This is a genomic window from Methylobacterium sp. WL18 (assembly GCF_008040015.1).
GTDB lineage: Bacteria > Pseudomonadota > Alphaproteobacteria > Rhizobiales > Beijerinckiaceae > Methylobacterium > Methylobacterium mesophilicum.
Genome location: NZ_VRVD01000619.1, coordinates 1 through 2,774, shown reverse-complemented (window position 1 = coordinate 2,774; position 2,774 = coordinate 1). Strand labels below are relative to the sequence as shown.

General features: G+C 70.9%; 2 protein-coding genes. One reads left to right on the top strand and one right to left on the bottom strand.

Annotation, left to right across the window (positions count from 1 at the left end):
* Positions 1 to 984, top strand: a 984-nt coding sequence (locus FV228_RS25920; protein WP_246694033.1) for a methyl-accepting chemotaxis protein, incomplete at its 5' end; no start/stop codon positions are given.
* A 304-nt stretch (positions 985 to 1,288) separates the two neighbouring features.
* On the opposite strand, the gene FV228_RS25915 is transcribed toward FV228_RS25920, so the two are convergent.
* Positions 1,289 to 2,542: a cytochrome P450 gene (locus tag FV228_RS25915; protein WP_147857163.1), complete on the bottom strand. Its 1,254-nt coding sequence runs from the start codon at positions 2,540 to 2,542 to the stop codon at positions 1,289 to 1,291.
* Positions 2,543 to 2,774 lie beyond the last annotated feature (232 nt).

Genomic DNA, 2,774 nt, shown 5'->3' with positions numbered 1-2,774 from the left:
GTGCCGGTGGCGGACCAGCAACGCGGCGACGAGGTCGGCGCGATGGCCCGGGCCGTACAGGTCTTCAAGGACGCGCTGATCGCCAAGCGGGACGCCGAGACGGCCGCCGCCGCCGAGAACGCCGCCAAAATGCGCCGCGCCCAGGCGCTGGACGAACTCACCGGCCGGTTCGACGCCCATGTCGGCGCGCTGACCCAGAGCCTGTCGGCGGCCGCCGTTGAGATGGAGGCCACCGCCCGGGAGATGACCCGCACGGCCCACCGCACCACCGACCAGTCCGGGCGTGTCACGGCCGCCTCGGAGCAGACGTCGAGCAACGTCGAGACCGTGGCCGCCGCCAGCGAGGAGATGTCCGCCTCGATCCAGGAGATCGCGTCCCGCGTCGCCCAGTCCTCCACGATGGCCGACCAGGCCAGCGTCGACGCAGCCCGCACGAACAACCTGATGCAGGTCTTGTCCCGGGGCACGGACCAGATCAGCGAGGTGATGGGCCTGATCGCCGGCATCGCCGGGCAGACCAACCTGCTGGCGCTCAACGCCACCATCGAGGCCGCCCGGGCCGGGGAGGCCGGCAAGGGTTTTGCCGTCGTGGCCGGCGAGGTGAAGGCCCTGGCGGCCCAGACCGCCAAGGCCACCGACACGATCGCCCATCAGATCGCCGCGATCCAGAGCGAGACCCGGCACGCCGTCGAGTCGATCCGGACGATCGGGGGTACGATCGACGCCATGCGCACGGTCGCCCTGAGCGTGGCCGCCGCCATGGAGGAGCAGGGCGCGGCCACGAGCGAGATCGTCCGCAACGTCACCCAGGCCGCGCAGGGGACGCAGGCCGTCAGCGCCGACATCGCCGAGGTCCGGGAAGCCGCCGGGGAGACCGGCGCCGCCGCCAGCCAGGTGCTGAGCGCCGCGCAGGATCTGGCGCGCTACGCCTCCGGGCTGGGCCAGGAGGTGACCACGTTCCTGGCCGCGGTCAAAGCCGCCTGAGAGGGTGGCCTAAGCTTTCTCTCCGGCGCGTTGAAGAGGTGCTCTCCTCGCGCCGCTTGCGGGGCTTGCGGATTCACACATCTCACTTTGGTAACATGCCGGTACCGGCAGATCCTGATCCGGAAGGGAAGGTGCGCGCTCCCTCCCCCCTCTGCGGGGGAGGGAGAGCCGCGGTGTCTCCAGCGTATTCTGCCGACCCCGATGTGTGAATCCGCCAGGCTTGCGGGGCGAGGGGAACCCGCGCTTCGTCCTGAGGGAACGCCTACGAAGTTCAGCCTCGGTCTGTAACCTGCACCAAAGACAATCAAAGAATCCCGTCGATCGCCACCCGGAGATGTTCCGGCCCGCGCAGGGCGGCTCCGGAGCGGTAGGGCGGCGGGTCTTCGATCAGCCGGGGGGCCTTGAGCCGGCTCGCCAGGGCGGTGAGCGCCGCCTCGGCCTCGAACCGGGCGAGCGGGGCGCCGACGCAGTAATGGAGGCTGCCGCCGAAGCCGAGGTGGCGGATGCCGGCGCGGTCGGGATCGAAGCGGTCGGGATCCGGGAAGACGGCGCCGTCGCGGTTGCCGGAGGCGAGCAGCAGGACGAGGTCGGCGCCCTCGGGGATCGTGACGCCGGCGACGTCGATGGCCGACAGGGTCCTGCGGGTCCGGAACTGCACGGGGGGCTCGTAGCGCAGCAGCTCTTCGATGACGCGCGGGGCGCGGCGGGGATCCTGCCGCAGGCGCTCCAGCTCGTCGGGGTGGCGAAGCAGCGTCAGCAGCCCGTTGGTGATGAGGTTCACGGTGGTCTCGTGGCCTGCCACCAGCATCAGGATCGAGGTGGCGATCAGGTCGTAATCGCCCATCTTGGCGCCCTCCGGCGTCGCCTCGTTGGCGAGCCCCGAGAGCATGTCGTCCTGCGGATGCCGGCGCTTCTCCTTGATCAGGTCGGCCATGTAGCCGCCGATCGCGTCGAAGGTCCGGCTATTCGCGTCGCGGATCTCCCGATCGGACAGGCTGTCGGGCTCGAGGGCGGTGGCGAGCTGGGTCGCCCAGCCGTGGAACTTCGGCTCGTCCTCCCGGGGCACGCCGAACAGCTCGCAGATCACCGTGACCGGCAGCGGGTAGGCGAGGTCGTCGACCGCGTCGATCTCCCGGGCGCCGCACTTCTCGTTCAGCAGGTCGGCCACCAGCCGTTCGGAGCGGGCCCGCATCGCCTGGACGCGCGCGCGGGAGAACTGGTGCATCACGGAGGCCCGCAGGACGTCGTGGTCCGGCGGGTCGCGGAAGATGAAGACCCGGTGCCGGTCCATCATCCAGTCCTTGAGCGGCTTGACGATCAGGTCGGTGAGGGGGTTGCCGGTGCGCGGCCGGTCGGCCGGGGGCAGGGTCTCGGAGCTGACCCGCGGGTCGTGCAGCAGGCTCGAGATGGCGCCGTGGGTGGCGGCCACCCAGGTGCCGGCCTCGGTCCCGTCGTCCTGACGCGAGACCGGATGCTCCCGCAGCTTGGCGTAGATCGGATAGGGGTCCGCGCGGTTGGCGAAATCCTTGACCTGATCGAGGAGGGTGGCGTCGGGCATGCGGTGTCCAAGCTACGCATCGTCCGGACGGAGACGTCCGGGACGATCCAATTCGAAACCTCGGCGCGGCGCCCTGGATCCCGGACGGGGCGCCGGGGCGGTCAGGGAAAGCCCGGGGTGAGGAGGGTGATCCCCTTCGCCGGGCGATCGGCGGCGGTCCCCTCCGGCGGGAACGGCGCGCCGAGGTTTCGAATTGGATCGTCCCGGACGTCTCCGTCCGGACGATGCGTAG

What these genes read in the sequence shown, in the direction of transcription:
- FV228_RS25915 (WP_147857163.1), bottom strand. Translation starts at nt 2,542, where the DNA reads ATGCCCGACGCCACCCTCCTCGATCAGGTCAAGGATTTCGCCAACCGC.